Genomic DNA, 22,376 nt, shown 5'->3' on the forward strand with positions numbered 1-22,376 from the left:
CTATTCAGTGGCAAGTCGTGCACGCCACTGGTGGTGGCGTGCAAATCACACCAGAAATCACACCAACCAACGGAATCACACCGCTGCGCGGCTAACCCCAGAAACAAGAAAGCCCAGTCAGAGACTGGGCTTTAAAGAATGGAGCCAAGGAGACTCGAACTCCTGACCCCCTGCATGCCATGCAGGTGCTCTACCAGCTGAGCTATGGCCCCATGTCGACGTGGTGGCTTCAGAGCCGCCGTCGTCGTGTCACAGCTTACACCGCGGAAGCCTCAGACCTGGCGCCAGACGGCAACCAAGCGACCCTGCACCTCCACCTGTTCGGCGGGAAGCTCAATCGGTTGGTAAGCGGGGTTGGCAGCTTCCAGCACCACCGTCGCCCCCTGGCGATGGAAATGCTTGAGCGTGGTGCCACTGCCAGCCACCAGAGCACTCACCACCGTGCCGTTGCGCAGCCGCTGGGGATCCTGCACCGGCTCCATCAACACCACATCACCATCGGCGATGTGGGAGTCGACCATCGAGTCGCCATTCACCGTCAGGGCAAACAGGCCACGGGTCTCCAGCACCGGCGCCAGGTCCAGATGCTCCTGAACATCATCGAAAGCCGTCACCAAGCCACCAGCGGCAACGGCGCCCAGCACGGGAATCCCGGCGGCACCCACCATGTCGCCCAAGAGCTGCAGCGTGCGCGCCTGGCCTTCCTGCCAGGTAATCCATCCCTTCTGCTGAAGATGGCGCAACCGGCTCTGAATCGGCGCAGGAGAGCGCAGTCCCATCGCCTGCATCATCTGGCGAATCGAAGGGCTGTGGCGATGGGTGCCGATGTAGTCCGCCAGCCAGTCGTAAAGCTCTTGCTGAGCAGTGGTGAGGGACTCCTGGGGGGCACGGGTCACCGCAAGAAAAGGTTCGGGCAATACATTTGTACCGTTCCTTGCCGTGTGCCGCAAGCGCAGGCTCAGTTCAAACCAGCTTCCACACCGCAGCCTCGGGAATGCTCGGCGCCAGGTTCAGGTCTTTGGGCTCCTTAAACACCACACGCCATTCCGGAACCCGGCAAGAGACATAGCCGGGATGCTCAATCAGCAGCCCCGGCTGCTCGGTTGTGCTGGCCACCCAGCCCGACATCCAGTGCCCCTCCTCCGAGAGGCCACCTTTGAACCAAACCCAGCAGCGTTCCTTACGCATCGCGATGCTCTTCAGCGGTTTTTGTAGGACTCAAGCTGTTGCGGACAGGCCGCCATCAGATATCCCATCAACTGCCCGGTAATACGGGACTTTTCCTGATCGGTTGGTGCGTTGGGAACATCCTCGTAACGCATCGAGGTGTCGCGCTCAAACATGGCTTTGAGCTCAGGATCCGGCAAGGCGTAAAAAGCATCCACACCCATTTCACAGATTTTCTCGGCCGTCCATCGGGCGATGATGCTCTGCTGTTGTTTATCGGTGGCCTGATCCGCTGACGCTGCCACCGCATGGGCGGTGACGATCAACGGCACCAACCAGCGGTGGATCACCGTCATAGACCACCCATCAACACCGCCAACAGAGCCTGCTGCGCATGCAGGCGGTTTTCTGCCTGATCAAAGATGCGGCTTGCCTTGCCCTCCATCACCTCGGCGCTGATCTCCTCACCGCGGTGAGCCGGCAGGCAGTGCAGAACGATCGCATCGGCTGCCGCCTGCTCCATCAGGGCATGATCCACGCAGAATCCCGCAAAGGCCTGCTCCCGCTGCGCCTGTTCGGCTTCCTGGCCCATGGAGGCCCAAACGTCGGTGTAAACGGCCTGGGCTCCCGCCACCGCCTCACGGGGGTCAGTCACCACCTCAATCGAGGCACCGTGGTGTGCCAGGGATTGGGCCTGCTCAAGCACGCCCGGCAAGGGCTCAAAGCCCTCGGGGCAGCCGATCCGCACATTCACCCCCAGCAGCGCGCCGCAGAGCATCAGGGAATGGGCCACGTTGTTGCCGTCGCCCACATAGGCCAGGGTCTGACCAGGAAGGGCGCCATGGGCTTCCTGCATGGTGAGGAAGTCGGCCAGGGCCTGACAGGGATGCTCCAGATCGGTGAGGGCATTGATCACCGGCACCGAGGCCCAATGGGCGTAGTCCACCAGTTCCTGCTGAGCGAAGGTGCGAATCGCCAGCACATCGCAGTAACGGCTGAGGACCCGGGCCGTGTCTTCCAGCGGCTCGCCGCGGCCGAGCTGGGTGACGGAAGGATTGAGATCCACCGTCTGGCCGCCGAGGCGGGCCATGGCCACCTGAAAACTCACACGGGTTCGGGTGGAGGCCTTGCTGAAGATCAGACCCAGCACGCGGTTGCCGAGATCGATCCGACGATCGCCGCTCTTCAGTTGTGCAGCCAGATCCAGCAACGCTGCTGTTTCCCCGGCAGAACAATCCGCTGAGGAAAGGAAGTCACGTCCGCACAGCGGAGAGAGGACAGCAGCAACGCCCGCAGAAGCGGTAGCCATCGCGACGGTTCAAAGGACTGTTATCGGGGATGAGGCCCGCTGCCGTCAAGCGGTCACACCGGACGGCAGCACACTCGCCTCGAGCATCTGCTTGAGGTCATCCCCCTCGATAACCTCTTTCTCGAGGATCTTCTGGGCGATCGTCTCGAGCAACGCCATGTTCTCCCGCAGGATCGCGAGGGCGTCGTCGTGGGCCTGGTCCACCAGCCCGCGCACCTCCTTATCAATGGCCTGAGCCGTGGCATCACTCACCGAGCGGCGTGGGTTGTTGCCTCCACCAAGGAAACGGCCACCGCCCTGCTTGTCGTAGGCCAAGGGCCCCAGGGTGTCGCTCATGCCATAGGTGCCCACCATCTGCTCAGCCAGATCGGTGGCGCGCTGCAGATCGTTGGCAGCGCCCGTGGTGATCTTGCCGAAGACAATCTCTTCAGCTGAGCGACCACCGAGAAGCGTGGCGATCTGGCCCTGGAGTTCCTCCTTGGAATTGAGGAAGCGCTCTTCGGTGGGCAGCTGCAGGGTGTAGCCCAGGGCGCTCATGCCACGGGGCACGATCGAGATCTTGGCCACCTTGCTGCCGCCAGGCATGAGATGGCCCACGATCGCGTGGCCCACCTCGTGGTACGCCACCACCTTCTTTTCATCGTCCTGCAGGACGCGGCTCTTCTTCTCCAGACCAGCCACAACCCGCTCGATCGCTTCACCGAGGTCCTGCTGCTCAACGCTGGTGCGCTGGGCACGCGCTGCGAGCAGGGCAGCTTCATTCACCAGGTTGGCGAGATCAGCACCGGCAAAACCACTGGTGGCCTGAGCCACGCTGTCGAGGTCAACACCTGCAGCCAGCTTCACCTTCTTGGCGTAGATCTCGAGGATGGTCTTGCGGCCGGAGAGGTCCGGACGGTCCACCAGCACTTGCCGGTCGAAACGGCCGGGACGCAGCAGGGCTGCATCGAGCACCTCGGGCTGGTTGGTGGCCGCCAGAACGATCACCGGCTTGTCCTGGGCGGTGAAGCCATCCATCTCGGTGAGCAGCTGGTTGAGGGTCTGCTCCCGTTCGTCGTTGCCGCCGACAACCCCCATTGAGCCCGAACGGCTCTTGCCGATGGCGTCCAGTTCGTCGATGAAGATGATGCAGGGCGCTTTTTTCTTCGCTTCTTCAAACAGGTCGCGGACCCGAGCGGCACCGGCACCAACGAAGAGTTCCACGAACTCCGAGCCGGAAATGATGAAGAAGGGCACCTCGGCTTCGCCGGCCACGGCCTTGGACAGCAGGGTCTTACCGGTGCCGGGAGGGCCGACAAGCAGCACACCTTTAGGAATGCGCGCACCGATCTCGGCATAGCGCTCAGGGCGCTTGAGGAAGTCGACGATCTCGGTGAGTTCCTGCTTCGCCTCATCCACACCCGCCACGTCGGCGAAGGTGATCCGCGACTCCTCATCGGGCACGTACACCTTGGCCTTGCTCTTGGTGAAGCTCAACGCCCCCTGAGCACCACCGCCCATCGAGCGGCGAGCAAAGAACTGCAGCACCAGGATGAAGATCAGGGGCGGCACCACCCAGCTGAGGATGGTGGTGAAGATGTTCGGCTTCTTCGGGGGAGCTGCTGCGAATTCAACGCCCTTGGTCTCGAGGCGTTGGGGCAGATCCATGTCGAAGATCGGCGTGGTGGCCAGCACCGGAGGCGTGCCCTCTTCGGGATCACTCAGCTCGTAGCGAATCTGGTCTTGCGTGATGAAGGCCCGCTTCACCGCACCGTCATTCACCTGGTCGATGAACAGGGAGTAGGGCACCCGCGGCACCTGCTGCATGCCGTTGCTGGGGAGGAAGCTGCTGGCCAGCAGCAACACCCCGAAGCCAATCAGCACCAGGTTGATGATCCCGAAGCGACGGTTCGGCTGGTTGTCGTCCTGGCGGATCGGCATGGATGGCCTGAGAGTTCCGACACGCTACGAGGGATCTCTGGCAATCAACGGGTGTGAGAACCGAACGGCGCCTAGCTTCTGCCCATGTGTGGTCGCTACTGCCTCGACAAGCCTCGCGCGGAATTGCAGCAGCTGCTGCGCAGCTGGTTGCGGCCGGAGGACAGCGCCTGGCTGGAGCATTACGCCCCCCGCGAGCTGATCCGCCCCCAAGAACCGGTGCTGGCTGTGCGGCGTGAGCACGGTGAAGACCGTCTCTCCCACATGCTCTGGGGCCTCCTGCCGGGCTGGGTCAAGGACCCGCTGCAGGCGCCGCGACCGATCAATGCCCGCGCCGAAACCATCGCGGAGAAAGCCTCCTTTCGCGGGCCATGGCGTCATCACCGCTGCCTTCTGCCGAGCACCGGCTTTTTTGAAAAGGGGCACCTGATCCAGCGCAAAGACCGGCAACTGTTCTGGCTGGCCGGTGTCTGGGACCGCTGGATCGGCCCCGATGGCAGTGAAGTGGAGACCTGCTGCGTGATCACGACGCAGCCCAACAGCCTGGTGGCCCCATTGCACGATCGGATGCCGGTGATCATCCCCGAGGGGTTGGAGAGCATCTGGCTGGAACCGGGTGATGGAGCTCACCGACGCGCCCTCGAGCCGATGCTCACGCCAGCGCCAGCGGAGCCATGGGATTGCAGAGCACTCAAGCCAACTGCGGTCCCCGCCAACAAGCACCAGCAGCTCTCCTTGCTCGATTGAGTAAGGCTTGACAGTCGCAGCTCACTGCCGTGATGGGGGTGCTGATCGGCCGCTTCGCCAGCAGCCTCGATCGGCAAAGCCGGGAGCGCTGAGCTCAGCTGCCGCTGCGCCAACGCAGCAACCAGTCGTTGCCCATGGGCTCGCTCTGATGCCACTGCCCCTGCAGCACCTGATCCATGGCGCTGAAGTTCAGATCTCCAAGGGGAGTGCGGGCCGCCATGCCCCCCATCAACTTCGGAGCCACCACCGCTGCAATCTCCTGCACGCAGCCCTGCTGGATCGCCGCGGCCGCCAGCTCAGGGCCGCACTCCCAAAGCACCTGGTTGCACCCCCGTTCCGCCAGGGCCTCCATCAGCTGCTGCGGTTCACAGGCCGAAAGCCCCAGTGCCTCAGGCCCGGATGGCAAACCCCGGAGGTCGGCATCGGGGCCATGGGCCACGAGGGTCGGTGCCACCGCGGTGTCCCAGAGCTGGGCACGATCCGGCAGATCCAAACTGCGGCTCAACACCACCCGCAGCGGCTCCGGTGAACGCCGGCCCCTGCTGGTGAGCAGCGGATCATCGCCGCGAACCGTGCCGCCCCCAACCACCACGGCATCCATGACACTGCGCAGCTGATGCACCCAATCGCGGGCGGGTGGACCGCTGATCCATTGGCTGGCGCCATTGGGCAAAGCAGTGCGGCCATCCAGGCTCATGGCCCACTTCAGAACCCCGAACGGACGGCCGGTGCGCACGCGGTGCAGAAAAGACCGGTTCTGCTGGCGGGCCTCCTCGCGCAGCACACCACTGATCACCTCCAGCCCCGCCTGCCTCAGCTGACGGATGCCGCCCCCATCCACCCGGGGATCGGGATCCTCCAGGGCGATCACAACGCGGCCAATACCCGCGCGCAGCACCGCCTCACTGCAGGGGGGCGTGCGGCCGTGGTGGCAGCAGGGTTCAAGGGTGACCACGAGAGTTCCGCCCCGGGCCGCATCCCCGGCCTGCCGCAAGGCACCCACCTCAGCATGGGCATCTCCGGCCCGGGCATGAAAGCCTTCACCCACGAGGCGGCCTTGGCGATCAAGAACCAGGGCCCCCACGAGAGGGTTGGGGCTGGTGTGACCTTCAGCAAGGGCGGCCAGGGCCAGGGCCCGCCGCATCCAGAGCTCCCACATCAGCTGAGGGGCAGCTCCTGCAGGGAGCGCCATTCACCAACGACGTAGGGAGGGATCGGCAACTCGGTGAAGACACCCGGCAACGCCAGACGCAGCGGTCGGTTGTTGCTGAGATCGTCCAGCAGAGGATCGAGGGCAAATTCAGCCGCTGCGTCGCGGCCGTCGGTGGCCAGCACCGGATTGGCCAGGGTGATGTCGTCCAGCTGCCATTCGCGCCGACCCGCCAATACCTGGAGGCTCACCGGATGATCGAGCCGCAGTTTTCCGGGATAGCCCACCACGCGCAGCACCACCGGCTTGCCCGGAGGGCCTTCGCGGTAGGCCACCGCCTGCCAGCTGTCGTAATCGAGATCCCGCAGGCTCTCCAGCGAACGGACCGTGGCGACGCCATCCTCGTTCTCGTGCTGGTGAACCTGGGCCCAGGCCGTACCCGGCGTGAGCAGCAGCAGCCCCAGAGCCGCCAACAAACAGCAGAACAAACGGCGCATGGGCAGAAGGTGAGTGAGTGAATTCTCACAACAAACCCGCACAGAAGGCGATTCACGCCAACAATCACCCCATGGAGGTTGCATTCCACTCTGCTCCGGGCCTCAGCAACAGCCTGCAGGCGGTGGGCTTCCAGCTGGGTGGTTCACGGCAGCTGCCGGTTTTTATCCACCCAAACCAATCAAGACCTGCTGCTTCAGGGCAACCGACGACCTGGGGGTGATGCCCCTCAGCTCCCCGGAGGTGAAGCAGACCATTGGCAGCAACACCGTGCATTAAATTGCCTGCCATTACGGCTTCCAGAGCCGCAATCACTTCGCCAGGGATTACCGCAACCAGTTCGGTGAATCCCCCAGCGCCACGCTTCAACGGGCATCCGCTCCGGGGATGAGCGTCCAGTCGGTCTCCGTGGCCCAGAGCCCCCAGATGGCCATGGCCCTGAGGTAGTGACAGGCCCGAAAGGTGTTCACCGCAGTGATCGCCTCAGGGGTGCGGAACTGCAGACCACCGGAATACACCTGCTCGACAACCGCTGAGCAGATCGCTTGCGCCGTCTGCTTGTCTCCCATCAGGCGGTAGTAGCTGGCGATCCCGAAGTTGATCCCCGTCCACACCTCGAGCGGGTGGGTGCCATTGGGATCCAAGGGCGTGCCATCGCGACGAAGACCATTGGCCACACCGAGGGATCCGCCATCGAAAGCCTCGAAGCAGGCCTCCTTCACCGCCTTCAAGGTGCTGCGGCTGTTGTTGTCGCTCACCACCGGCGGCAGGCGCAGGAGCCGTGCATAGAAATCGCCGCAGAGCTGATCGGCCATCACCACCGGCGTGCCGCTCTCGGCATCAATGTCGTAGTACTCGCCGTTCCAGAGCAGCTTGTCGAAGTTGCCCCGGGATTGCTCCAGCCAACCGCTGAATTCCCTTTGCTCAGCTGAGGTATCCAGCCCGGTGCTGAGTTGCAGCGTCTGGGCAATGGCGAGGGCTGCCTCAAGCGCAGCAATCCAGAGAGCACCGCAGTAGGCACTCACCCCTTTGAGGGGCCAGTCGTCGAATGTCTGATCCGGAGCACCGCCGTTGTCGGGCAGGCCGTCGTTGTTCACGTCGAACGTCTTGAGGTAGCGCAGCGCCTCCACGGCCGCCGGCCAGCAATCGGCGAGGAAGCGGATGTCTTCACCACTGGGGGCGAGCTTGAACGTGCGCCACACCTGCAGCACAAAATCACTGCCGAGGTCCTTCCAGAGGTTGCAGTCCTGATAAGCGGTGTAGTTGGTCGCATCCCAGGGGATCTCGTTGGGAGCCCCCAGGTCGTGGGGGGTGGCTCCTTTCACCTTGCGGTCAGCCTCCACCCGGCCCTTGCCCTGGGTGAAGTACCAACCAATCGGGCGCCGGGTGGCATCTGCGGCCGGAATCGCCCGGGCAAAGCTGCGCAGCACGGCCTTGTCGAGTTCCGGCCAGAGCTGCAGCAGGGCCAGGGATCCGTAGAGACGAACGTCAAGACTTTCGTACCAGGCGTAGTCGAGGCACTCGAGAACGCCGAAACGACCGTAGGGATCCTCCGGTGATGCCGAACTCCAGAGACTGCCGCCACTGCAGAGGTCGTAGAGCTCATTGAACAGAGCCATCCGGAGCGGTTCCGGCAGGTCCTGGCGTTGCAGCACCGGCTGCTGCCAGGCCTCGATCTGCTGTCGCCAACTGCGCCAGTCACGCAGCGCTTCAGCGGCAATGGCAACCGCCTGGTTGGCATCCGCAGCGAAGAAATCGGTGTAGCGGCGCAGCGCCTGGCTACCGGTGGCAAAAGCCGTCACAGGCAGATCCCAGCTGATCACCAGCGGAATCTCAATGCTCTGCCCGGGGGCCAGCTGACACTGCACCGCCAGCGCAGCACTGAGGGGATCGTCGGATCCACTGCGTCGGTCGTTGTTGCTTTCAGGGATGGAGCCATCAGCACTGAAGCTGTCCCACAGCTCACGCCCATCACCGCTGGGATTCCAGCGACTGCAGCGCTGGATCGTCACACCGGGCTGCTCGGCTGTGGCAATGCACCACTGGCCCTCACCTTCGGCAACGGGGTTGGAGACGTTGCCCTCCAGCACCACTCCCTTGAGGGAGCCATGGTCAATGCAACGGTTGCGCTGACCGGTGGTGCTGCCGATGGCCGGGGCGTAGTTGTGCTCGGGGCTGCCGTCATCGCGGAAGTGAACCTCCGCCGAGGCATCGGTGTTGGTGAACCAGCCGGTGGTGTTGCGCCAACTCAGCAGCAACGACAAATCAAGAGGCTGATCGGTGGGATTGCGCAGCGTCCAGACGAACACCGCCACCGGGTAGCTGGTGCGCTGGTAATCACCCGGCAAGATCGGGCTGAAGGCCTCACAACGCACCTCGGCGTCATACACGCCCTCATAGCTGGTCCAGCTGAGGGGGTAACGGGCGGAATAGGTGCCGGTGCTGCGATCCGGCGTGCTGGCCGGGTACCACTCCCAGGCCTTTAGCGGCTGGCCAGCCTCCGGCCGCGAGGCATCCTGATCAGGCTGAACCGCCAGGGCGTGGGCACGCTTGCCGCGGCCATTCCCTTCAAACAGAGCGAACTGGCAATCGGGCAGCACCCCAAACCAGTGCTCGCCGCCATCGAGGTGCCAGAGGTTGATGTTGCCGTCGGGCGCCCGCCCGAAGCAGCCAGCTCCGAAGCCCCCCAGCGGCATGCCGTGGTTGGGGCCGTCGTCGAGGTTGCTGGCATAGCGAACCGTGTAGGGCTTGTCCCAGCCCAGGCCAAAGGGTCGGCTCCAGGAGGCCTCCGGTGGCTGCCAGCCCTTGGCTTGCTTGCCGCGACCCAGCAGGGAGTTCAGAGCGGACCAACCGAACGAAGCCATGCAGGGGCCGAGAGTCGCCCCAGATTGCCAGGTTTGACGCGATCAACCAGGCGTTGCGATCAGCCTGCAGACATCAACCTGCAGACAGTGGTGAGGGATTGTCTTCGGCATCCAGCAGAGCATCCAGGGTGACCGCCGTGCGGACCAAGGCTTGATAGCGATGCAGGCTGCGGCGGTTCTGATCCAGCCAACGGCCCGGGGCTGTCCCCTCCAGGTCCGGCTGATCGGGATCGAGCAGGGGCACATCGTCCTGCTGGGCAATCAAGGCAATCACAAGCTCGTGCAAGCGTTGGCGACGATCGTGGGCTGGGGTCATGCCTCCTCCATCAGGTCGTTCAGGCGCTGTTCCGCCGCGAAGGGCAGCGTCACCGGATCAGCGGTGTAGCTGCGGGCCTGGGCAATCCGAGCCTGCAGCAGGGCCTGCGCCAGCGGCCATGGCCCCGCAAACCCTGACACCAGAATGACGGGATGATCGATGTGATCGGCACCGACGCCGGGGCACCCGCCTCGTTGCCCGCTCCACAGCAGACGCTGCTGCGGGCGGCCACCGTGATTGCAGCACCGCAGCGATTGCAAGCTGCTCTGCAGGACTGGCTGGGGGACGCCAAGCCCGAGCTGATCAGCAGCGATGACCCGCGGGCTCTGGTGGACAGCCTGCAACCAAGGGCGGCTGATCAAGCTGTGGTGGTGCTGGCCAGCGGCGATCCGCTCTGGTTCGGCCTGGGGCGCATCCTTTGCGACCGCATCGGGGCAGAGCGGCTGCGGTTTCATCCCGCCCCCACATCGCTGCAGCTGGCCTTCTCCCGCATCGGGCGCCCCTGGCAGGACGCCGACTGGGTGAGCCTGCACGGACGGGATCCCGAAATCCTGGCCAGCACCCTGCAGAAGCGACCCGCAGCCCTGGCGGTGCTGACGGACCCGAACCAGGGGGGCGCCGGCACCGTGCAGCAGATGTTGCGCAGCAGCGGGCTGGAGGCCAGCACGGACCTGTGGCTCTGCGAAAACCTCGGCCACCCCGATGAACGGGTGCAGCTGATCGCCCCAGGCACCGCACTACCAACAGATCTGCAGCCGCTGCTGATTGCACTGCTGATCGCCCGCGAACCCGCCGCACCGGATCCGCATCAACTGCCTTTGTTCGGGCTCGATGACGGGCTCTACCTGCAGCACAGCGATCACCCCGGATTGATGACCAAGCGGGAGGTGCGCATCCAACTCCTGGCCGAACTTGCCTTGCCGCCGCAGGGCGTGCTCTGGGATCTGGGAGCCGGCACCGGCAGCGTCGGTCTGGAAGCGCTGCGCCTGCGCCCAGGGCTGCAACTGCTGGCGGTGGAACGCCGCGCCGGTGGCGCGCAACTGATCCAACGCAATGCACAACGGCTCGGCGTCAGCCCTGCGGCGGTGCTGGAGGCCGACGCCACCACAGTGCTGAACGGCGGGCTCCCGAGCCAGCTCAGCCAACCCGACCGGGTTCTGCTCGGGGGCGGGGGCGCCCAACGGGAACGCCTGCTGCAGGAGGTGCTGACGCGGCTGCGGTGTGGCGGTGTTGTGGTGATCCCCCTGGCGAGCATCGAGGCCTTGGCCAGCGTTCGGCCGCTGCTCGAGAACGCCGGGTTGGCCGTGCGCATTCAGCAACTGCAGGCCTGGCGGGGACAACCGCTTGGGGATGGCACCCGCCTGGCTCCGATGAACCCCACCTTGATCGTGACGGGAACGAAGCCGGCTTGAGCTGGCTTCACAGGGAAGACTTGAGCGGAGTGATCCGAACCGGATCGCCGATGCCAATGCCAAGCCGCTGCGCCTCACCGGCACCGATCTCAATCACCGCATCAACGAAATCAGCCCGTCCATTGCCGTCGGCATCGGCGGCATAGGAGCGACAGGGCAGGGCAGCACAGGTGGGAACGGCAGGCTCCAGATCGAGCACCCGCCCATCGCGCACAAAGATCATGTCCAGAGGCGCAAGGGTGTTGAACATCCAGAAGCGCTGCGGCTGGGGGGTGGCAAAGGGAAACCACATTCCGCGCAAGGGCGGCAGAGCCGGCCTCTGCATCAAGCCCAGCCGCTGCTGCTCCGGACTGCGGGCCACCTCAAGATCGATGCAACGCTGCTGGGCCACGCACCAGCGGGCCCCAACCGGCAGCCACTGCGGCGGTGGCTCAGAGGGCAGAGCATCCATGGCCGCTCAAGCCTCCGGCAACACCTGCCCGAGGCAATACCCCCGGCCGCGCACGGTGTGCAGCAGACGGCGTTCTCCGCCGGCCTCCAGCTTCTGGCGGAGATAGCGCACGTACACCTCCACAACATTGCTACTGGAACGCTCCCCCTGCCACACCTCCTGAAGCAGCACCTCACGGCTCAACACCTGGCCGCGCCGCCGCAAGAGCACCTGCAACAGCATGAATTCCCGGGCCGTCAACGCCACTACACGGTCTCCCCGCCGCACCGTTCGGTTGGTGGGATCGACACTGAGATCGTCCAGCTCAAGCAGCGCCGGTCGCTGCCCCGAGCGCTGTTGAATCGTGCGGTGCAGGCGCAGACGCAACAACAGATCGCTGGGCCCGATCTCCGAGAGCCAGAAATCATCGGCACCGCTTCCCAGGCAGGCGGCGCGAGCCTCAACGCTGTCGCGTTCCAGATCCAACAGGATCGGCATGGCCCCGAAACGGCTGCGCAGGTCTTGAATCAATGCGGCCTGATCGGCCGCCAGCACAGCGGCCACTGGAGATTCACCCGGTTCAGGGGCATGGGCCGAGGGCCCGGCACTGAGCCAGTCGAGGGTGGCGTAGCCCGATGCAGCCAGACGGGGCGCCAGCGACACCGCCGAAGGGCCTGCCAACAGCAACAGGGGATCAGCGTTCATTCCCGCTCGGGCTTGGCGATGTGGGGCAGGCCCCAACCCAATTTGTTGCGCAGCACCTGGAAGAACTCATGGTCGGCGAGGCGCACAAAGCGCACCGGGTGATCGCTGCGGCGGATCAGCACCCGATCTTCCGGCCAGACGTAGCAACCGGCACTGCCGTCCACCACCATCATCAGCCGCTCCGGCGTGGCTGGAAAAATCGTGACGGGTTCACGGTCGCTGAACACCAGGGCGCGGGAGGCCAGGGAATGGGGCGCGATCGGGGTGAGTTGCAGCACCGGACAATCCGGCGTGATCACCGGCCCACCGGAGCTGAGGGCGTAGGCCGTCGAACCCGTCGGCGTGGAGAGGATCACACCATCAGCGGCAATATCCACCGGGGCGTGGCGGCCGATGGCGATCTCGAAGTGGCACATGCTCGTGAGCGGCTCACGGTGCAGGGCCATCTCGTTGAGAGACAGCGCCTCCCAGCGGCGCTGATCACCCCGCATCACGCTCACCACGAGGTTGCTGCGTTCCTCGATCGTCCATTGCTGGGTGAGCACCACATCGAGGGCGCGATCCAGATCATCGAGATAGGCCTCGGCCAGAAATCCCAGGTGGCCGGTGTTGATCGTGAGAATCGGAATCCCCACTGGGGCGGTCTGCCGCGCGGCGGACAGCACCGTGCCGTCACCCCCCAGCACGATGGCCAACACCATCGATTGATCGAAGCCCTTGGGCACACAGGCGCTGTAGCCGCGCAGGCGCAAGTGCTGATCGGGGTTGGCAAAGCCCACCATGCCCCCGGAACTGCTGGCCCGCTCCACGGCATGGCCGGCAGCCTCCAGGCGCTGCTGAATCGTGTCCGCCGTCTGCACCGCCAGCGGCTTGCCGTCATTGACGATCAGTCCGATCCGGGGCACTGATCCACGACGGGTAGAGGTCAGCCTCAGCCTATGGGACGCGCGAGAACAGAACGCCGCTCAGTAACGAAGGTTCCCGATCAGAACTGCTCGAGGAAGCGCAGATCGCTGGTGTATAGCCGGCGGATGTCGTCAATGCCATGGCGCACCATGCAGAAGCGCTCCACCCCAAGGCCCGCGGCAAAACCGCTGTAGCGCTCGGGATCGAGGCCCAGCCCTTCCAGCACGGCGGGATCCACCATGCCGCAGCCCATCACCTCCAGCCAGCGGCCGCGCCACTGCACGTCCACCTCGGCGGAGGGCTCGGTGAAGGGGAAATAACTGGCCCGGAAACGCACTGGTAGGTCACCGAAGAAGGCCTTGAGGAAGGCCATCACCGTGCCGCGCAGGTGGCTGAAATCGAGCCCTTCATCAATGGCCAGCACCTCCACCTGGTGGAACACCGGTGAGTGGGTGGCATCAACGGCATCACGGCGATACACCCGTCCGGGGGCCACGATCCGCACCGGCGGCGGGTTCTCTTCGAGGTGACGGATCTGCACCGGGGAGGTGTGGGTCCGCATCAGCAGATCACCACCTAGATAAAAGGTGTCCTGCATGTCCCGGGCTGGATGGTCCTCGGGGATGTTCAGCGCAGTGAAGTTGTAGTGGTCCCGTTCCACCTCAGGCCCCTCGGCCACGCTGTAGCCGAGGCCCAGGAACAGATCGACGATCTCTTCAGTGGTGGTGATCAGGGGATGGCGATGCCCCATCGGCACCCCGGAAGCCGGGGCGGTGACATCGAGGCTTTCCCTGGCGATGCGCTCCGCCATGGCCGCCTGCTTCACGGCCTGGAGCCGCTCTCCCAACAGCGACTGCACCTGCGTTTTCAGCACGTTGGCGCGCTGACCCACCAGGGGACGCTCCTCACCGGGCAACTTGCCCATCGCCCCGAGCACACCGGAGATGCGGCCCTTCTTGCCCAGCAGCCCGACCCTCAGTTGCTCCAGCGCAGCGGCATCGGCCGCCTCGGCGATCTCCGCCGCGGCCTGCTGCTCGAGGGCATCGAGTTGATCGGTGAGCTGCTGCAGGGTGACCGGTGCGCTCACAGGGATGGAACAGACAGCTCCCGACTGTAAGCAGCCGTGCCGCTTAGGTTCACCTCAGTGCGTATGACCCCATGGCCCCGCTGCGGATCCTGATCAGCAATGACGATGGGGTCTTCGCCGACGGCATCCGAACCCTGGCCGCCGCAGCGGCAGCCCGCGGCCATGAGGTGATGGTGGTCTGCCCGGATCAGGAACGGTCGGCCACAGGCCATGGCCTCACCCTGCAGACCCCCATCCGCGCCGAGCGGGCCGATGAACTGTTCGCCCCAGGGGTCACCGCCTGGGCCTGCAGTGGCACCCCCGCCGACTGCATGAAGCTGGCCTTGTTCGAACTGGTGAAGGAGAAGCCAGACCTGGTGCTCTCCGGCATCAATCACGGCCCCAACCTGGGAACAGATGTGTTCTGCTCCGGCACCGTTGCCGCAGCGATGGAAGGCACCCTTGAGGGCATTCGTTCCCTTGCGGTGAGCAGCGCCTGCTTCCAGTGGCGTCAGTTTCAGGCGGCCGCCGACCTTGCCCTTGAGGTGAGTGAACAGGCCATCGCCGACCAGTGGCCCGACAACCTGCTGCTCAACCTCAACATCCCCCCCTGTGCCCGGGAGGAGATGGGAGCACTGCGCTGGACCCGTCTCTCGATCCGGCGCTACGACGAGCAATTCAGCCGTCGGGAAGACCCCCGTGGCCGCGCCTACTACTGGCTGGCCGGAGAAGCCGTGCAGGATCTCGAATCAGCCGGAGAAGGCCCAAGGGATTGGCCCAGTGATGTGGCCCAGATCCACGCCAATTCCCCCTCACTCACACCGATCCAGCCCGACCTGTTCTGGCGGGGCCCCCTCAGCGGACTGCCGCAGCTCAAGCTCAAGGATCAACTGGTGCGGTAAACCCGCTGCAGCAACCAAAGGGAGAACAACACCCCGATCAGGTGGGCGAACAGCACCTGGGTGTTGCTGAGCACAGACAGCATTTCCAGGGAGGTGATCGCCAGGTTGTCGGCCATGCCGCGGCCGCCGATGGCAATTCCGGGAGTCTGCATTGAGGCCTGCACGAACAGGCTGCCAGCGAGGGCCTGATAGCCGATGGTGGCGAAGGTGAGACCCAGAAGATCCGCCAACAGCCCCCGTTTGATCAGCCGCGCCACCTCGCCCCGACTGGGACGAGCCGCGCTGTCGATGGCCCGACCGGTCCGAACGATCAGCCAGCCCTGCCAGAGGCTGAACACCAGCACGAGGAAGGCCAGGGATGTGAGTGAAAGGCCAGGCCCCAGACCCACGGCACGTTCGGAATTGCGGGCCAGGCTGCCGCCGATGTTGTTGAACAGCAGAACGCCCACCACAACGATGCCGAGGACCACCTGGATCCAGAACCGGATCCATCCCATCCGACGCACGCCGAACGACAACTTCTGGAAATCGAGGCGGTCTGGCATGCCCTGGTGCTCGGTCGTTCAAACTTGCCACCAAAGCGCCCCTTCTGCACCTCTTTGATTCCGCTCTGCTCTCCAGAGGAAGCCCGTCGGCCCACTGCCCTGGCGCTGGGGAGTTTCGATGGCCTGCATGCCGGCCATCGCCGCGTGATCGCCGAGGCCATCCAGGACAGCCCGGACGATGCCGTTGCCTCGGTGGTGAGCTTCTGGCCGCATCCCCGTGAGGTGCTATTCGGGGAGGCACGCCTGAGGCTGGATCTACCCAGCGAAAAACTCGCTCTGCTGGAACCGCTGGGGATCCAGCAGCTCGTGCTGGTGCCCTTCACCCGCGAGCTGGCTCAGCTGAGTGCGGAGGACTTCGTCACCAGCGTGCTGCTGAACACACTTCAGGCCCGGCGCATTGCCGTGGGCACCAACTTCCGCTTCGGTCATCAGCGGCGCGGCGACGCCGAAATGCTGGAACGGCTTGCGGCTCGCAGCGGCGTTGAGGTGAAGGTGGTGCCAATCGTTGAAGACCAAGAGGGCCGGATGAGCAGCAGCCGCATCCGCGCGGCCCTCGACCAGGCCGACCTCACCACCGCCAAAGCCTTGCTGGGTCGGGCCTACCGCTTTCAGGGACGGGTGGTGCGAGGCCGAGGCCTGGGGCGTGAACTGGGCTGGCCCACCGCCAATCTCCAGGTGGATGGCCGTAAGGCCTTGCCAGGGCTTGGCGTCTACGCCGCCTGGGCCCAATTGGATGGGGATGGCGATCGGCTGCCAGCCGTGATGAACCTCGGGCCCCAACCCACGATCGATCCCACGTCCCCTTCAGCCGTGGAGGTGCACCTGCTGGATCAGAGCCTGGAACTGGAAGGCCGGCAGCTGGGCGTCGAGCCGGTGCAGCGCTTGCGCGGCCAGACCAAATTCAGCGGCCTTGAAGAGCTCAGCAGCCAGATCGGCCGCGACGCAGCCCAGGCCCGCGAGATTCTTCAGACCGGCTCTCAGGCCACGGTCGGATAGGCATTCACCAGCCCCCAGACGATGAACACGCCGATGCCGCCGAGAAGGACGATTCCCCAGACCAGAACGTGCATGGTGCTCTCAGAACCACCGTTCTCCATGACCGACGCCGAAACCGTTGCCCACAGGGTGCCATGAATCCAACCCCAAGCGAGACATCCATGGATCCACGGGTGGCACGCCTGATCGACGCCAACCTCGACCGTGCCCGGGAAGGCCTGAGGGTGGTTGAGGACTGGTGCCGCTTCGGGCTGGAGCAACAGGATCTGGTGGTGCGCCTCAAGGACTGGCGTCAACGGCTGGGGCGACTGCATCACGACAGCTACAAGCAGGCCCGCTCCACCAGCACCGACACCGGCGCCGGACTGGAGCATCCGGCCCAACTCGATCGCCACAGCCCCGACCATGTGGTGGCGGCCAACTGCGCCCGGGTGCAGGAGGCGTTGCGGGTGCTGGAGGAGTACGGCCGCACCATCGATCCTGCGCTGGCCGCTGAAGCCGCAGCGATCCGCTACGGGCTTTACGACCTGGAGGTGACCTGCCTCAACGCCACCCTGGGAGCACGGCGACGCAACAAGCTCAAGGACGCTCGCCTCTGCCTGATCACAACCCCCTGCGATGACCTGACCGATCGGGTGGAGGCCGCCCTGCGGAACGGCGTGGGCATGGTGCAGTACCGCTGCAAAGCGGGGAACGACCGCGATCGCCTGCGGGAGGCTCAGCAGCTCAGACAGCTCTGCAACCGCTTCGGGGCGCTGTTGTTCATCAATGACCGTGTGGACCTGGCCCTGGCGGTGGATGCGGATGGGGTGCACCTGGGCCAGGACGACATGCCCAGCGAGGTCGCCCGCGATCTGTTGGGCGTTGATCGTCTGCTGGGCCGCAGCACCCACAGCATCGATCAGGTTCATCAGGCTCAGCAGGAGCCAATCGACTATCTCGGCTTCGGCCCGATCCATTCCACGGCCGTCAAACCCGAGCGGAAGCCTGTTGGTGTGGAGCTCCTGGCGCAGGCCACTGCGATCAGCCAACGCCCCGTCTTCGCCATCGGTGGAATCACCTCGGCCAACCTGCCGGCACTGCTCACGGCAGGGGGCCAGCGCGTGGCCGTGATCGGCGCGATCATGCACACAGATGACAGCGGTCTGGCCTCGCGGCAACTGCTCCAGCAGCTGGACCACGCCACGTTCTGAGCCATGCCTCTCACCCTGATGGTCAACGGTGAAACCCGCGTGCTGGATCCAGCACCGGACCCCGCCAGCCTGGCGGCGGTTGTTGCCTTGTTGGCCAACAACCCCCAGCTGGTGGTGGCCGAGCACAACGGTGTGATCGCACCCCGCAGCCGCTGGGACAGCATCGTGGTGAAGGATGACGACACCCTTGAGATCGTCACCATCGTTGGTGGTGGTTCCTAGAGTCGCCGGATTAATGCTGTGGGCGCTGCTGTGGCCACTCCCCGACTGTTGACACGATCCCGACGACTGCTCGCATCACTGCTGTTGCCGCTGGTGATTGTGGGGCTCTGCCTGTTCCAGGCACAGCCGGCTGATGCCGCCCGCGGTGGGCGCATGGGAGGGGGTAGTTTCCGCGCTCCTTCGATGCCGCGATCCGGTGGGAGTTACCGGGGTGGCAGCTACGGCGGTGGCTACCGCGGCGGCGGGATGGGCTTCCCCTTCCTCATCCCCATCTTCGGCTTCGGTGGGGGCGGGCTGTTTGGTCTGCTGATCCTGATGGCGGTCGCAGGCGTGCTGGTGAACGCCCTTCGTGGCGTTGGCAATGCCCCCTCGATCGGTGGTGCTGCTGCAGTGCCGGCCATGCCGCGCAACGTGAACATGATTCAGGTGCAGGTGGGCCTGCTGGCCAGTGCCAAATCCCTGCAGGACGATCTGCGCTCCTTGGCCGCCTCTTCAGACACCAGCAGTTCCTCAGGTCTGCAGAGACTGCTGCAGGAGACAACCCTGGCCCTGCTGCGCCAACCGGACCTCTGGGTTTACGCCAATGCCGAGAGCGGCAGTGTTCCCTTTAGTTCGGCTGAATCGACGTTCAATCGCCTCTCGATGAACGAGCGCAGCAAGCTGGACGCTGAGCTCACCAGCAACGTCGGCGGACAGCGGACCACAGACACGAGCAACAGCACTGGAGACGCTGATGCCACCAACGAATTCATCGTTGTGACCTTGCTGGTGGCCTCCACGGCATCGGCCAAGCTCGCCGGAGCCGACACCGGAGAAGATCTGCGCCAGACCCTGCGCATTCTTGGTTCCACAGCCTCCAGTGAACTCATGGCCCTCGAAGTGATCTGGCAACCGGAAGGTCGCGGAGATGTGCTGAGCGCCAACGACCTGGTGACGGCTTACCCCAACCTCCAACACCTCTGAGATACCAGAGCCATTCGTGGCTCATCTACAGGTTTTCTGAGTATTTCTCCCCAGCAATCAGGCCTAGCTTGGCTTGATTAGATTGCGCACCTCCAGAGTTGGCTCCCGACCCCCGCTCCATGCAATGGCAACAGGACGGTGAGCTGGCGCGGGCTGATCTTGATGCTCTTGTGCATGCGCTTCAGCAGGTGGAGTGCGATCACAACAGCGCTGAGCTGCAGCGTCTCGGCCAGATCGATCCTTCCGCGGCGGCTTGAAGCTTCAGCTTGAAGCGTCCGGGGCACAGCCCCTGAGCATCCGCAATGCAGCCATGGCTGCGCCGTAGCCGTTGTCGATATTCACCACCGTCAAGCCTGGAGCACAGCTGGCGAGCATGCCTTCCAAAGCGGTTCGTCCCCCTGCGCTGATTCCATAGCCAACCGAAACCGGAACGCCGATCACCGGTTGCGGCACCAGACCAGCCAGCACCGTCGGCAACGCACCCTCCATTCCCGCGCAGGCGATCAGGATCCGCGCCGTGGCCAGACGGGGCAGTTGATCCAGCAAGCGATGCAATCCAGCCACCCCCACATCCATCACAGGATCCACGCCGATGCCGTGGCAACGCAGGGCCAAGCTGACCTCCGCCACCACCGTGCGATCACTGCTGCCTCCGCTGAGCACCGCCACCGCAGCCGGTGACGCAGGCACAGGAGGCAATGCACCCAGGGTGAGGCAGCGAGCGTCGGCATGCTGCTCCACCGCCGGCAACGCCTCACACACCCGTGCCGCCTTTTCGGGATCCACCCGGGTCACCAGACCCAGTTCTCCTGCAGCGGCAAACCTTTCAAGGATGGCGATGATCTGATCGGCTGTCTTGTGTTCCCCCCACACGGCCTCGACCATGCCCAAGCGCTGACGGCGCCGCAGATCGAGGCGAGCATCCGGCGTGGTCACTGCGGCAACAGTTCCCCTTCAAACACCAGCGGGAATGGGTTGCCCTGGCGCTGTCCTGTTTGCTCGCGGGCCAAGCTCTCGAAGCGCTCCTGAACCGTCTCCACCTCGGCCATGGAGATCGATTTCCATGCCTTACGACTGCTCCAACGAATCAGCAACGTTCCCTCTTCGGTGGCCGGATCCCAGAACAGATCACGGCCCAGAAAACCCGGCTGTTGCTTCAGCCAGGGCTCCCAGCTGCCGCGTTCCGCCGCCATCCACTGCTCACGGCTCTCCCGGGGGACCTGCAGCCGCAGGTGCTCCACCACAGCCACCACATCAGCACGTGTCGGGTCGGACTCTGCCCGCACCTCTGTCTCCGAAAGCCCGCCCAACAACAGAACCAACGCCAAACAAGGTGCGATGACCCTAAGCAGAACAGACCTGAGGCGATGCACGGTTCAGCTCCGCTGCAGCAGGGCCACAGCCTGGCAACTGATGCCCTCTTCCCGTCCCTCCGGACCTAATCCTTCATTGGTGGTGGCCTTCACACCGACGGCATCGGGGGCGATGCCGATCGCAGACGCCATTCGGCTGCTCATCTCGGTGATGTGCGGCTTGAGTTTGGGGCGCTCAGCGATCACCACCGCATCGATGTTCACCACCGACCAGCCGCGCTCCTTCACCAGCTTCACCACCTGATCCAGCAGCTTCAAGCTGTCGGCCCCTTTCCATTGGGGATCGGTGGGGGGGAAATACTTGCCGATATCACCGAGGGCGAGGGCCCCGAGCAGCGCATCCATCACCGCATGCACCAGCACATCGGCATCGCTGTGGCCATCCAGGCCAAGACCATCGGGATGGTCCAGGGTCACACCCCCCAGGATGAGGGCCCGTCCGGGCACCAGCCGATGGATGTCGTATCCGTTGCCGATGCGCAGCTCCATGCCGGGATCTGAAGGGTCATCCATTGTCGCGGTCTGCCAGCGGGCAAACAGATCGGGCCGCCGCTCACGGGTGCGCTGCTCCCGCTGCTCCTGGCGCCACCGGGCGATGGCACCGTGGTCGCCACTGCGCAGCACATCCGGAACGGTCATGCCGCGGAAGTCGGCGGGGCGGGTGTAATGCGGGTGTTCCAGGAGGAGTGCACTGTGGCTTTCCTCCACCAGGGAATCGGCGGTCCCCACCGTGCCGGGCAGCAGGCGCACAACACCGTTGATCACCGTCATCGCCGGCAGCTCACCACCGGTGAGGACGAAATCACCCACCGACACCTCCTCATCGGCCAGGCCACGAATCCGCTCGTCGAAGCCCTCGTAGTGACCGCAGAGGAAAACCAGTTGATCGTGGTCACTGGACCAACGCTGCAGATCCGCCTGCTGGAGGGGACGCCCCTGCGGTGACATCAACAGCACCCGGCTGCGGGGACTGCGGGGAATCGCCTCCATCGCGGCGAACACCGGCTCGGGCTTGAGCACCATGCCGGCACCGCCCCCGTAGGGCTCGTCGTCCACCTTGCGATGGCGATCCGTGGCGAAGTCCCTGGGGTTGTGCAGATGCAACTCGGCAATGCCCGCGTTGAAGGCACGACCGATCACCCCCAGCTCCAGCAGAGGAGCAAACGCCTGCGGCGCCAGGCTCACCACATCAAGGCGGTAGGGGGCCATGCCGCCTCAGGCCGCGGGTTTGGACACCCTGCGGATGTCCGTGCAGAAACTGCCCTGCACCGGTGTTCCCTGGGCATCCACCGCCGTGGTGCTGCGCAGGCGCAGGTTGGCCCGCGTGAACCAGATCCGCTCCTGAACCTGCACGCCGTCAGCCCGGCTGAGGTTCAACTCCATGCTGCCGTCAGGCCAGAACCTCCAGTTGCCTGGGGAATCACCATCGAGGATCAGCTGTCCATCAGCGGCGAAGGTGAGGGTGCTGCTGGTTCCACCAGGGGCCTGCACCTGCAGTTGGCCGAGAGCCCCCTGCTCGCTCACGCAGCGAACGGTGAGTTCACCCCGTTCACTGCTGTGCCACTCGTCATCACCACCGGCAGCCAGCTCAAAGCAACTGCGCAGGCTCATCCACTCCCCGTCGCAGAGGCTCAGAAAGGAGCCAGGGTCTTCCGGGGGAAAGGCTTGTTCACTCATGCGCCCATCCTCTCAGCCGTG

General features: G+C 64.8%; 27 protein-coding genes, 1 tRNA gene and 1 pseudogene. 9 read left to right on the top strand and 20 right to left on the bottom strand.

Features of this window, described 5'->3' with window-relative positions; translation table 11 throughout:
• Positions 1 to 139: 139 nt before the first annotated feature.
• The 6 genes from AAXE93_RS08030 to ftsH all read right to left on the bottom strand — a co-directional run bounded on the left by AAXE93_RS08030 (position 140) and on the right by ftsH (position 4,396).
• A tRNA-Ala gene (locus AAXE93_RS08030) sits at positions 140 to 212 on the bottom strand.
• 60 nt (positions 213 to 272) lie between these two features.
• Positions 273 to 896, bottom strand: coding sequence for a transcriptional repressor LexA (lexA, locus tag AAXE93_RS08035; protein WP_390129835.1), 624 nt, complete (start codon positions 894 to 896; stop codon positions 273 to 275).
• A 67-nt stretch (positions 897 to 963) separates the two neighbouring features.
• Positions 964 to 1,188, bottom strand: a complete 225-nt coding sequence (locus tag AAXE93_RS08040; RefSeq protein ID WP_011363914.1) for a hypothetical protein — start codon at positions 1,186 to 1,188, stop codon at positions 964 to 966.
• Between the two features lie 11 nt (positions 1,189 to 1,199).
• Positions 1,200 to 1,523 carry a hypothetical protein gene (locus tag AAXE93_RS08045; protein ID WP_115133022.1) on the bottom strand — a complete coding sequence of 108 codons (324 nt, stop codon included), beginning with the start codon at positions 1,521 to 1,523 and terminating at the stop codon, positions 1,200 to 1,202.
• Positions 1,520 to 2,476, bottom strand: a complete 957-nt coding sequence (argF, locus tag AAXE93_RS08050) for an ornithine carbamoyltransferase (protein ID WP_390129838.1) — start codon at positions 2,474 to 2,476, stop codon at positions 1,520 to 1,522. The genes AAXE93_RS08045 and argF overlap by 4 nt, the downstream gene beginning before the upstream one ends.
• 45 nt (positions 2,477 to 2,521) lie before the next feature.
• On the bottom strand, positions 2,522 to 4,396 hold the full coding sequence (gene ftsH / locus AAXE93_RS08055; protein WP_006851758.1) for an ATP-dependent zinc metalloprotease FtsH: 1,875 nt from the start codon (positions 4,394 to 4,396) through the stop codon (positions 2,522 to 2,524).
• A gap of 84 nt (positions 4,397 to 4,480) precedes the next feature.
• On the opposite strand from ftsH, the gene AAXE93_RS08060 reads away from it, so the two are divergent.
• Positions 4,481 to 5,140, top strand: a complete 660-nt coding sequence (locus AAXE93_RS08060; protein ID WP_390129840.1) for an SOS response-associated peptidase — start codon at positions 4,481 to 4,483, stop codon at positions 5,138 to 5,140.
• Positions 5,141 to 5,234: 94 nt separating this feature from the next.
• Here the strand turns inward: AAXE93_RS08060 and ribD are convergent, their stop codons facing one another.
• Both ribD and AAXE93_RS08070 read right to left on the bottom strand, forming a co-directional pair.
• A complete protein-coding gene (gene ribD / locus AAXE93_RS08065) occupies positions 5,235 to 6,299 on the bottom strand; it encodes a bifunctional diaminohydroxyphosphoribosylaminopyrimidine deaminase/5-amino-6-(5-phosphoribosylamino)uracil reductase RibD (protein ID WP_390130229.1) in 1,065 nt (354 codons plus the stop codon).
• Positions 6,299 to 6,787, bottom strand: a complete 489-nt coding sequence (locus AAXE93_RS08070; protein WP_390129842.1) for a DUF3122 domain-containing protein — start codon at positions 6,785 to 6,787, stop codon at positions 6,299 to 6,301. The genes ribD and AAXE93_RS08070 overlap by 1 nt, the downstream gene beginning before the upstream one ends.
• 277 nt (positions 6,788 to 7,064) lie before the next feature.
• On the opposite strand from AAXE93_RS08070, the pseudogene AAXE93_RS08075 reads away from it, so the two are divergent.
• Positions 7,065 to 7,115, top strand: a pseudogene (locus AAXE93_RS08075) (hypothetical protein); the annotation flags it as partial.
• 35 nt (positions 7,116 to 7,150) lie between these two features.
• On the opposite strand, the gene AAXE93_RS08080 reads toward AAXE93_RS08075, so the two are convergent.
• From AAXE93_RS08080 to AAXE93_RS08090, 3 genes are all read right to left on the bottom strand, one after another.
• Complete coding sequence (locus AAXE93_RS08080) at positions 7,151 to 9,649, bottom strand: GH116 family glycosyl hydrolase (protein WP_390129844.1); 2,499 nt, start codon at positions 9,647 to 9,649, stop codon at positions 7,151 to 7,153.
• A 73-nt stretch (positions 9,650 to 9,722) separates the two neighbouring features.
• Positions 9,723 to 9,965 carry a hypothetical protein gene (locus AAXE93_RS08085; RefSeq protein ID WP_115133016.1) on the bottom strand — a complete coding sequence of 81 codons (243 nt, stop codon included), beginning with the start codon at positions 9,963 to 9,965 and terminating at the stop codon, positions 9,723 to 9,725.
• Positions 9,962 to 10,105, bottom strand: a complete 144-nt coding sequence (locus AAXE93_RS08090; protein WP_390129846.1) for a hypothetical protein — start codon at positions 10,103 to 10,105, stop codon at positions 9,962 to 9,964. The genes AAXE93_RS08085 and AAXE93_RS08090 overlap by 4 nt, the downstream gene beginning before the upstream one ends.
• 12 nt (positions 10,106 to 10,117) lie before the next feature.
• On the opposite strand from AAXE93_RS08090, the gene cbiE reads away from it, so the two are divergent.
• Entirely contained in the window at positions 10,118 to 11,377 is a 1,260-nt protein-coding gene (cbiE, locus tag AAXE93_RS08095; RefSeq protein ID WP_390129848.1) for a precorrin-6y C5,15-methyltransferase (decarboxylating) subunit CbiE, read from the top strand.
• Positions 11,378 to 11,384: 7 nt separating this feature from the next.
• On the opposite strand, the gene AAXE93_RS08100 is transcribed toward cbiE, so the two are convergent.
• The 4 genes from AAXE93_RS08100 to pheS all read right to left on the bottom strand — a co-directional run bounded on the left by AAXE93_RS08100 (position 11,385) and on the right by pheS (position 14,505).
• Positions 11,385 to 11,828 carry a DUF192 domain-containing protein gene (locus AAXE93_RS08100; RefSeq protein ID WP_390129851.1) on the bottom strand — a complete coding sequence of 148 codons (444 nt, stop codon included), beginning with the start codon at positions 11,826 to 11,828 and terminating at the stop codon, positions 11,385 to 11,387.
• Positions 11,829 to 11,834: 6 nt separating this feature from the next.
• A complete protein-coding gene (locus tag AAXE93_RS08105) occupies positions 11,835 to 12,512 on the bottom strand; it encodes a winged helix-turn-helix domain-containing protein (RefSeq protein WP_390129854.1) in 678 nt (225 codons plus the stop codon).
• The gene (locus AAXE93_RS08110; RefSeq protein ID WP_006851915.1) at positions 12,509 to 13,417 is read right to left on the bottom strand and encodes an NAD(+) kinase; all 909 of its coding nucleotides are present in this window, start codon (positions 13,415 to 13,417) and stop codon (positions 12,509 to 12,511) included. The genes AAXE93_RS08105 and AAXE93_RS08110 overlap by 4 nt, the downstream gene beginning before the upstream one ends.
• Before the next feature lie 80 nt (positions 13,418 to 13,497).
• Positions 13,498 to 14,505 (bottom strand): phenylalanine--tRNA ligase subunit alpha, encoded by a 1,008-nt coding sequence (gene pheS, locus AAXE93_RS08115; protein ID WP_115081995.1) that lies wholly within the window; start codon positions 14,503 to 14,505, stop codon positions 13,498 to 13,500.
• Between the two features lie 71 nt (positions 14,506 to 14,576).
• On the opposite strand from pheS, the gene surE reads away from it, so the two are divergent.
• Entirely contained in the window at positions 14,577 to 15,386 is an 810-nt protein-coding gene (surE, locus tag AAXE93_RS08120) for a 5'/3'-nucleotidase SurE (protein ID WP_390129857.1), read from the top strand.
• On the opposite strand, the gene AAXE93_RS08125 is transcribed toward surE, so the two are convergent.
• Positions 15,371 to 15,931 carry a DUF3611 family protein gene (locus tag AAXE93_RS08125; protein WP_390129859.1) on the bottom strand — a complete coding sequence of 187 codons (561 nt, stop codon included), beginning with the start codon at positions 15,929 to 15,931 and terminating at the stop codon, positions 15,371 to 15,373. The genes surE and AAXE93_RS08125 overlap by 16 nt on opposite strands.
• Positions 15,932 to 15,985: 54 nt before the next feature.
• Between AAXE93_RS08125 and AAXE93_RS08130 the strand changes: the two genes are divergently transcribed.
• The 5 genes from AAXE93_RS08130 (at position 15,986) to AAXE93_RS08150 (ending at position 19,562) form a co-directional block, all read left to right on the top strand.
• Positions 15,986 to 16,927: a bifunctional riboflavin kinase/FAD synthetase gene (locus AAXE93_RS08130; RefSeq protein WP_115161449.1), complete on the top strand. Its 942-nt coding sequence runs from the start codon at positions 15,986 to 15,988 to the stop codon at positions 16,925 to 16,927.
• A gap of 134 nt (positions 16,928 to 17,061) precedes the next feature.
• A complete protein-coding gene (locus tag AAXE93_RS08135) occupies positions 17,062 to 18,120 on the top strand; it encodes a thiamine phosphate synthase (protein WP_390129861.1) in 1,059 nt (352 codons plus the stop codon).
• Positions 18,121 to 18,123: 3 nt separating this feature from the next.
• The gene (gene thiS, locus AAXE93_RS08140; RefSeq protein ID WP_114988409.1) at positions 18,124 to 18,342 is read left to right on the top strand and encodes a sulfur carrier protein ThiS; all 219 of its coding nucleotides are present in this window, start codon (positions 18,124 to 18,126) and stop codon (positions 18,340 to 18,342) included.
• An 18-nt stretch (positions 18,343 to 18,360) separates the two neighbouring features.
• Positions 18,361 to 19,305, top strand: coding sequence for a DUF1517 domain-containing protein (locus tag AAXE93_RS08145; protein WP_390129864.1), 945 nt, complete (start codon positions 18,361 to 18,363; stop codon positions 19,303 to 19,305).
• Positions 19,306 to 19,403: 98 nt separating this feature from the next.
• Complete coding sequence (locus AAXE93_RS08150) at positions 19,404 to 19,562, top strand: hypothetical protein (protein ID WP_170951347.1); 159 nt, start codon at positions 19,404 to 19,406, stop codon at positions 19,560 to 19,562.
• 4 nt (positions 19,563 to 19,566) lie between these two features.
• Here AAXE93_RS08150 and larB read toward each other — a convergent pair whose 3' ends face one another.
• The 4 genes from larB to AAXE93_RS08170 form a co-directional block, all read right to left on the bottom strand.
• The gene (gene larB, locus AAXE93_RS08155) at positions 19,567 to 20,241 is read right to left on the bottom strand and encodes a nickel pincer cofactor biosynthesis protein LarB (protein WP_390129867.1); all 675 of its coding nucleotides are present in this window, start codon (positions 20,239 to 20,241) and stop codon (positions 19,567 to 19,569) included.
• Positions 20,238 to 20,591: a TIGR03792 family protein gene (locus AAXE93_RS08160; protein ID WP_390129869.1), complete on the bottom strand. Its 354-nt coding sequence runs from the start codon at positions 20,589 to 20,591 to the stop codon at positions 20,238 to 20,240. Before AAXE93_RS08160 ends, larB begins: the two co-directional genes overlap by 4 nt.
• Positions 20,592 to 20,681: 90 nt before the next feature.
• Positions 20,682 to 21,887, bottom strand: coding sequence for a tRNA (guanosine(37)-N1)-methyltransferase TrmD (trmD, locus tag AAXE93_RS08165; RefSeq protein WP_390129871.1), 1,206 nt, complete (start codon positions 21,885 to 21,887; stop codon positions 20,682 to 20,684).
• A 6-nt stretch (positions 21,888 to 21,893) separates the two neighbouring features.
• Positions 21,894 to 22,355: a phycobiliprotein lyase gene (locus AAXE93_RS08170; RefSeq protein WP_115081985.1), complete on the bottom strand. Its 462-nt coding sequence runs from the start codon at positions 22,353 to 22,355 to the stop codon at positions 21,894 to 21,896.
• Positions 22,356 to 22,376 lie beyond the last annotated feature (21 nt).

It is taken from the genome of Synechococcus sp. HIMB2401 (genome assembly GCF_042883245.1).
Lineage (GTDB): Bacteria > Cyanobacteriota > Cyanobacteriia > PCC-6307 > Cyanobiaceae > Parasynechococcus.

Coding starts and splice junctions, on each gene's coding strand:
- AAXE93_RS08040 (WP_011363914.1), bottom strand. CDS start 1,188: ATGCGTAAGGAACGCTGCTGGGTTTGGTTCAAAGGTGGCCTCTCGGAG.
- AAXE93_RS08045 (WP_115133022.1), bottom strand. CDS start 1,523: ATGACGGTGATCCACCGCTGGTTGGTGCCGTTGATCGTCACCGCCCAT.
- argF (WP_390129838.1), bottom strand. CDS start 2,476: ATGGCTACCGCTTCTGCGGGCGTTGCTGCTGTCCTCTCTCCGCTGTGC.
- ftsH (WP_006851758.1), bottom strand. CDS start 4,396: ATGCCGATCCGCCAGGACGACAACCAGCCGAACCGTCGCTTCGGGATC.
- AAXE93_RS08060 (WP_390129840.1), top strand. CDS start 4,481: ATGTGTGGTCGCTACTGCCTCGACAAGCCTCGCGCGGAATTGCAGCAG.
- ribD (WP_390130229.1), bottom strand. CDS start 6,299: ATGTGGGAGCTCTGGATGCGGCGGGCCCTGGCCCTGGCCGCCCTTGCT.
- AAXE93_RS08070 (WP_390129842.1), bottom strand. CDS start 6,787: ATGCGCCGTTTGTTCTGCTGTTTGTTGGCGGCTCTGGGGCTGCTGCTG.
- AAXE93_RS08080 (WP_390129844.1), bottom strand. CDS start 9,649: ATGGCTTCGTTCGGTTGGTCCGCTCTGAACTCCCTGCTGGGTCGCGGC.
- AAXE93_RS08085 (WP_115133016.1), bottom strand. CDS start 9,965: ATGACCCCAGCCCACGATCGTCGCCAACGCTTGCACGAGCTTGTGATT.
- cbiE (WP_390129848.1), top strand. CDS start 10,118: ATGATCGATGTGATCGGCACCGACGCCGGGGCACCCGCCTCGTTGCCC.
- AAXE93_RS08100 (WP_390129851.1), bottom strand. CDS start 11,828: ATGGATGCTCTGCCCTCTGAGCCACCGCCGCAGTGGCTGCCGGTTGGG.
- AAXE93_RS08105 (WP_390129854.1), bottom strand. CDS start 12,512: ATGAACGCTGATCCCCTGTTGCTGTTGGCAGGCCCTTCGGCGGTGTCG.
- surE (WP_390129857.1), top strand. CDS start 14,577: ATGGCCCCGCTGCGGATCCTGATCAGCAATGACGATGGGGTCTTCGCC.
- AAXE93_RS08125 (WP_390129859.1), bottom strand. CDS start 15,931: ATGCCAGACCGCCTCGATTTCCAGAAGTTGTCGTTCGGCGTGCGTCGG.
- AAXE93_RS08135 (WP_390129861.1), top strand. CDS start 17,062: ATGAATCCAACCCCAAGCGAGACATCCATGGATCCACGGGTGGCACGC.
- thiS (WP_114988409.1), top strand. CDS start 18,124: ATGCCTCTCACCCTGATGGTCAACGGTGAAACCCGCGTGCTGGATCCA.
- trmD (WP_390129871.1), bottom strand. CDS start 21,887: ATGGCCCCCTACCGCCTTGATGTGGTGAGCCTGGCGCCGCAGGCGTTT.
- AAXE93_RS08170 (WP_115081985.1), bottom strand. CDS start 22,355: ATGAGTGAACAAGCCTTTCCCCCGGAAGACCCTGGCTCCTTTCTGAGC.